Source organism: Mesorhizobium sp. M2E.F.Ca.ET.219.01.1.1 (genome assembly GCF_004016445.2).
Taxonomy (GTDB): Bacteria; Pseudomonadota; Alphaproteobacteria; order Rhizobiales; family Rhizobiaceae; genus Mesorhizobium.
In genome coordinates, this window is record NZ_SADT02000007.1 from 332,860 (window position 1) to 339,001 (window position 6,142).

Annotated in this window: 7 protein-coding genes; all 7 read right to left on the minus strand. The window is 65.0% G+C overall.

Going from position 1 to position 6,142, the window contains the following annotated elements:
• Position 1 precedes the first annotated feature (1 nt).
• On the minus strand, positions 2-1,000 hold the full coding sequence (gene argF / locus EN862_RS30065) for an ornithine carbamoyltransferase (protein WP_127868506.1): 999 nt from the start codon (positions 998-1,000) through the stop codon (positions 2-4).
• An 11-nt stretch (positions 1,001-1,011) separates the two neighbouring features.
• Positions 1,012-2,226 (minus strand): arginine deiminase, encoded by a 1,215-nt coding sequence (locus EN862_RS30070; RefSeq protein WP_127868505.1) that lies wholly within the window; start codon positions 2,224-2,226, stop codon positions 1,012-1,014.
• An 11-nt stretch (positions 2,227-2,237) separates the two neighbouring features.
• On the minus strand, positions 2,238-3,707 hold the full coding sequence (gene arcD / locus EN862_RS30075; protein WP_127868504.1) for an arginine-ornithine antiporter: 1,470 nt from the start codon (positions 3,705-3,707) through the stop codon (positions 2,238-2,240).
• Positions 3,708-3,891: 184 nt separating this feature from the next.
• Entirely contained in the window at positions 3,892-4,335 is a 444-nt protein-coding gene (locus EN862_RS30080) for a pyridoxamine 5'-phosphate oxidase family protein (protein ID WP_127868584.1), read from the minus strand.
• An 11-nt stretch (positions 4,336-4,346) separates the two neighbouring features.
• A complete protein-coding gene (locus tag EN862_RS30085; protein WP_127868503.1) occupies positions 4,347-5,048 on the minus strand; it encodes a phosphoribosyltransferase in 702 nt (233 codons plus the stop codon).
• A gap of 2 nt (positions 5,049-5,050) precedes the next feature.
• Positions 5,051-5,314, minus strand: coding sequence for a hypothetical protein (locus tag EN862_RS30090; protein ID WP_127868502.1), 264 nt, complete (start codon positions 5,312-5,314; stop codon positions 5,051-5,053).
• Positions 5,315-5,378: 64 nt separating this feature from the next.
• On the minus strand, positions 5,379-6,142 hold a 764-nt coding region (gene hemA, locus EN862_RS30095; protein ID WP_135913273.1), incomplete at its 5' end, for a 5-aminolevulinate synthase.

Here is a 6,142-nt window from a genome sequence, read left to right on the forward strand (position 1 = left end):
CTCAGTTGCCGATCGTGGCGACGAGCAGCGCCTTGATCGTATGCATGCGGTTCTCCGCCTGGTCGAACACGATCGACGCGCCCGATTCGAAGACCTGATCGGTGACCTCCATGCAGTCGATGCCAAATTCGCGCGCGACCGAGGCGCCGACCTCGGTCTCGGTATCGTGGAACGCCGGCAGGCAGTGCATGAATTTCACGTGCGGATTGCCGCTGGCCGACATCACCTCGCTCGTCACCCGATAGGGCGTCAGCAGGCGGATACGCTCAGGCCACGCCGACTTGTCCTCACCCATGGACAGCCAGACATCCGTGTAGATGAAGTCGGCGCCTTCGCAGCTCTTCACATCCTCGTCCAGCCTGAAGCGGCCGCCGCTGCGCTCCGCCAGGGTTCTGACATGGGCGCAGAACTCGTCGTCCGGCCAAAGCTCCTTGGGCGAAGCGATGCGCATGTCGATGCCGACCTTGGCGGCGCCAACGGCCAGGGATTGCGCGACATTGTCCCGACCCTCGCCGACGAAGGCGACCGTCATGTCGGACAAATGTTTGTGCGTGAATTCGCGCATGGTCATGAAATCGGCGAGGATCTGCGTCGGGTGCGCTTCATTGGTCAGGCCGTTGTAGACGGGCACGCCGGCATGCGTGGCAAGCAGTTCGGCCTGATGTTGCGCAAAGCCGCGATATTCGATCGCATCATACATGCGGCCGAGCACGCGCGCGGTGTCCTTCATGGACTCCTTGTGCCCGATATGGCTGCCGCTTGGGCCAAAATAGGTGACGTGGGCGCCCTGGTCGTAGGCGGCCACTTCGAATCCCGTCCGCGTGCGGGTCGAGTCCTTTTCGAAGATGAGCGCGATGTTCTTGCGGACGAGGCGCGGTATCTCGTGCCCGGCCTGCTTGGCTGCCTTCAGGTCGGCGGCCAGCTTCAGCAGGAAGCGGATCTCGTCCGCCGAAAGGTCGTCCAGCGAGAGCACCGAGCGTCCATGAAGGTTGATCGACATTGGGGGTCCTTTCAGAGCGGGTCTCGGGCGATGGGGCAGGTCATGCAATGGCCGCCGCCGCGGCCGCGGCTGAGCTCGGCGCCCTCGACGGTGATCACCTCGATACCCGCGCGGCGCAGAAGCGTGTTGGTGTAGACATTGCGGTCGTAGCCGATGACGACGCCCGGCTCGACGGCGACGACGTTGTTGCCGTCGTCCCACTGCTCGCGCTCGGCCTCGTAGCGGTCGCCGCCAGTGGCGATGATCCGCAGCGATTTCAGCCCGAGAGCCTCCGCGACCACTGATATGAAGGGCTCCTTCTCCTCCCTGACCTCGACCGCCGCATCGCCGTCTCCGGGCCGGATCGAGAAGGTGCGCAGCCTTTCGACCACGGGCGGATACATAGTCGCGAGGTCCCGGTCGCAGAAGGTGAAGACGGTGTCGAGATGCATGAAGGAACGGTCGCGCGGCATCAGAGCCGCGATCACGCGTGTAGCTTCTCCGGCGGCGAACAGGCTTCGCGCAAGATCGCCGACCGCTTGCGGCGTGGTGCGCTCGCCCATTCCGACCAGAACGACGCCTCCGCCGACAGGCATGACGTCGCCGCCTTCGAGGCTGACGCCTGTTCCGGCCTGGGGCGAGACGAACGGGATGCCGCTGTCGCGGAACCTTGGATGGAAGCGATAGACAGCCTCGACATTGGCCGCCTCGGGCCGCCTGGCGGGCCAATACATCGGGTTGGCCGACACGGAGCGGTAGATCCAGCACGAGCTGTCACGGGTGAACAGCTGGTTGGGCAGCGGCGGCAGCACGAAGTCCTGCGGCGCGAGCGTCCTCCCGGTCAGCCCCCTGGGCTCGAACGGCAGTTCGGCACGCGCAATGCCGCCGACGAGACAGGTTGCCAGCAGGCCGGCCGACATTTCGTTCAGCCAGCCGCGCATCTCGTCGACCATGTCGAGGCCGACCACGCCGGCATGCACCCGGCGGTCGAGAAGCCAGTCGCGGGCCTTGCCGATCCCCATGGTCTCGGCAAGCAGCTCGCCGAACGAATGCACCACCACGCCGCGCTCGCGCAAGGCATCGACGAAGACGTCGTGTTCCTGGCGCGCCCGCTTCACCCAGAGCACGTCGTCGAACAGCAGCGATTTGCAGTTGTCCGGCGTTAGCCTGCGCAGGCTGAGATCCGGTCTGTGGACCATGACCTCGCGCAGGCGACCGACTTCCGAATGCACTCCCAGATTTGTCATCGCATGGCCTCTCAAAGCGCGCTGACGGCGCCGGTCCACATCTCGTAGACGGCAAGGATTGCGACTGCGACGAGCGCGACTGCGATGACGGCTTCCACCGGGTGGAAGACGCGCTGGTTGCCCTCACGGCGAGCCCAGACGTAGAAGATGATGCCCGGGGCATAGAGGATCGCGCACATGAACAGGTACGCAGGCCCCGCCGCATAGACGAGCCACAGCCCGTAGATCGTTGCCAGCACGCCGGCGAGGAGCGGTCCGGTGCGCCCTTCGCCGCCCCGGTAGCTTTCTCCGGTCAATGCCAGTTTCGCGGCGAAGGCTCCGGAGAAGATGTAAGGCACGAGGATGGCGGTCGAAGCGATGTAGAAGAGCGCCTGGTAGGTGCTCTGGGCGAAGAGCGTGATCACCAGGAAGGCCTGCACGAGCAGGTTGGTGATCAGCAGCGACGTCGATGGGACGCCGCGCTCGCTTTCCCGGCAGAAGAACTTCGGCATTGTCCCGTCCTTTCCGGCGACATGCGGAACCTCCGCCGCAAGCAGCGTCCAGCTCAGGAAGGCGCCGACGACCGAGATGACGAGCGCGAGATTGATGAGCATGGCGCCCCAGGGCCCGACAACCGCCTCCAGCACGCCCGCCATCGACGGGTTCTTCAGGGCGGCAAGGTCAGGCTGGCTCAGGATGCCGAGCGAAAGCAGCGAGACCAGCGCATAGAGCGCGAGGCAGGTGAAGAAGCCGAGCACCGTCGCGGTCGCGATGTCCTTGCGGCGCTCCGCCCGGGCGGAGAAGACGCTGGCGCCTTCGATGCCGATGAACACCCACAGCGTCACCAGCATCGTGCTCTTGACCTGGGCGACGATGGTGCCGAGCGAGGTGTTGCCGAGCCCGGTGAAGTCGAGTGTCCAGACATTGAGCTTGAAGGCTACCGCGACGACGCCGACAAAGAGGACGACAGGCGCGATCTTGGCTACCGTCACGATGGTGTTGACGACCGCCGCCTGACGGATGCCCGCGAGGATCAGAAAGTGGATAAGCCACAGCAGGATCGATGCCCCGAGCACCGCCTGCCACGTATTTCCGTCACCGAAGGCGGGGAAGAAATAGGACAACGCGCTGAAGACGATCACCGCGTAGGAGACGTTGCCGACCCATGCGCTGATCCAATAGCCCCAGGCGCTGTTGAAGCCTACGAACGGACCGAAGCCGGCCTTGGCATAGGCATAGGGGCCGGCGTCGAGGTCGGGCCGGCGCACCGCCAGCGACTGGTAGACAAACACCAGCGCAAGCATGCCGACCGCCGTGATGGCCCAACCGATCAGGATCGCGAGCGGACCGGCGCCGGCTGCTATGTTCTGGGGCAGGCTGAAGACGCCCGAGCCCACCATGGAGCCGATGACAAGCGCGGTCAGCGATCCCAGCCGGAGCTTCGCCGAAGCCGGGGTCGCGGCTTCTTCCCGGATAGGGACATTGATGTCTGTTGTGGCCATGAGGCCCTCCCACCTTTGCAACGATGGGGGGAATTCAACAGGAAAGGGGACTGGCAGCTTTGACACCGGTCAAATCCCGGTCCCCGGTGCTGGCGGCGAGGCCCCGATGTGGCTGCATACGCTCCCCAGCCGCTTCGGCCCGCGGCCGGTTGGCGCGGCTTCCGCATGGCCTCGCCATGTAAGGCTAGCTCTCCAACGCTTCGCGGCCCGAAACGCCCGCGATGGAGATCCTGAAGAACACGTGGGGAAGATGCTCCGCGTCCGAGGTGCTGGCCGGCTTGAGCGCGCCTGGCTCCCACCAGTCGAAGTGCTTGCTCAGCACGAACCATGCATGGTCACACTGCGCTCCGATCCGATCGGGAAGTTCCTCATAACGGCCGGTGACGATGACGCTTTTCCAGCCGTGACCCGTGCCGGGTGCGTCGACCTGCACGGACACGAGCGGATTGGCGCGCATCCAGTCGATCTTCTTGCCCGGCATCGAGAAGGCATAGAGGTGGTTGTCCGCATGCGCGTAATGGAACGGAACCATATAGGGTCGCCCGTCCCTCGCGCAGGCCAGGCGGCCGACGCGATTGGCCGTCAGCAGTTTGGTGCATTCCAGGGTGGACAGTGGGCGGATCTGCATCGGCAAGACTCCTAAGTGCCGGTGTCGCGCCGCGATCTTTTCGCGGTGTGCTGGCCGGAGCGTCTCCTGTCGTCGGCATTCCCGCGGGCGAGGGCCATGATGTCCAGAACCTCGTTGTCGGAGAGCTGCGGGAAGTTGCCGTAGTAATAGCTCAGCGCCCGAAAACGTGCAGGCTGATTGAGGCAGATCAAATCCGCTTCCTGCGCAAGTTCGTCCGCGGTGTCCACCGGCGCCACGGGAAGCGCGACGATGATCTTCCGCGGCGAACGTCGCTTCAACGCGCGAATGGCGACCTTCATCGTCGTTCCGGTCGCCGCCCCGTCGTCAACGACGATCACCGTTTTGCCAGCCACCGACAAGGGCGGGTCTTTCCCACGATATGCCGCCCGCCGCCGTTCCAGTTCGGGGCGCTCCTGCGCGATCAGCACGCGAAGCGTGCTGTCATCGAGGGCGTATGCCTCCACGATCTCCCGGTTGAGAACGACGTCGGGAGGGTCTCCGTCCACGATGGCGGCCACCGCCAGTTCCGGATTGCCCGGCGCTCCGACCTTTCGAACGATCACCAGGTCCAGCGGCGCCTTGAGGGCCTTGGCCACCTCTGCAGCCACAGGGATGCCGCCTCGTGGCAAGGCGAGCACAATCGGGTCCTTCGGCTGAAGCAGGTCCAGCGATGCTCCGAGCTTCTGCCCCGCCTCCTGGCGATCGCGAAACATCGTCATTCCTCCGGCCACAGTTGGCGCAGCGACTTCTTCATCGAGTTCCGAACCTGGACGATCTCACCGTCGGAAATAGGCCGGTCGAGGAGTCTGAACACCGCTCCGATCGCCTTGTCGGTATCGATTTCCGGCTCGTGGCCAAAGCTGTTGTGGACGCAAATGACGAAGTCGCTCTTTTTGCGTTCCCATGCCGGTTCGTTCACCCGTTGCTGCGGGTGGTCGGCAGCATAGGTGATCGAAGTGTGTGAAACAGCGTGTGTCATCCTCGTTATCCTTCGACTGTCATTCTCCCCTGGGAGCCGCGCATGCAAGGCCAATACCCTGGATTCAGCCGCCTGACTTCGGCACCAGCAAGGGAATGATGCGGTCGGTCTTGGCGACGGCGGGGCGGCCTGAGCCGGCATAAGGGATGCCGAGCGCATCCCAGGTCTCGACCAGCGCGTCCTGCAACTCGGCGATCAGCGCGTCCGAATGGAACGGTGTGGGCGTGATGCGCAGCCGCTCGGTGCCGCGCGGCACCGTCGGATAGTTGATCGGCTGGATATAGATGCCGTGCACGCCAAGCAGCCGGTCGCTCGCCATCTTGCAAAGCTCGGGGTCGCCGACCAGCACCGGCACGATATGGGTGGCCGATTCCATCACCGGCAGGCCCGCCGCGGCAAGCACCTGCTTGGTGCGCGCCGCCTGGCGCTGCTGCGCGTCGCGCTCGGCCTGCGAGCGCTTGAGATGACGGATCGAGGTGGTGGCGGCGGCCGCGATCGCCGGCGGCAGCGCGGTGGTGAAGATGAAGCCCGGCGCATAGGAGCGCACCGCGTCGATCACGGCGCTGGTGCCGGTGATGTAGCCGCCCAGCGTCCCGAAGGCCTTGGCCAGCGTTCCCTCGATGATGTCGATGCGGTCGGCAAGGCCTTCACGCTCGGTGATGCCGCCGCCGCGCGGTCCGTACATGCCCACCGCATGCACCTCGTCGATATAGGTCATGGCGTTGTAGCGCTCGGCCAGCTCGACGATCTCTCTGATCGGCGCGATGTCGCCGTCCATCGAATAGACGCTCTCGAACACGATCAGCTTGGCGCGCTCGCGGCCCGCAG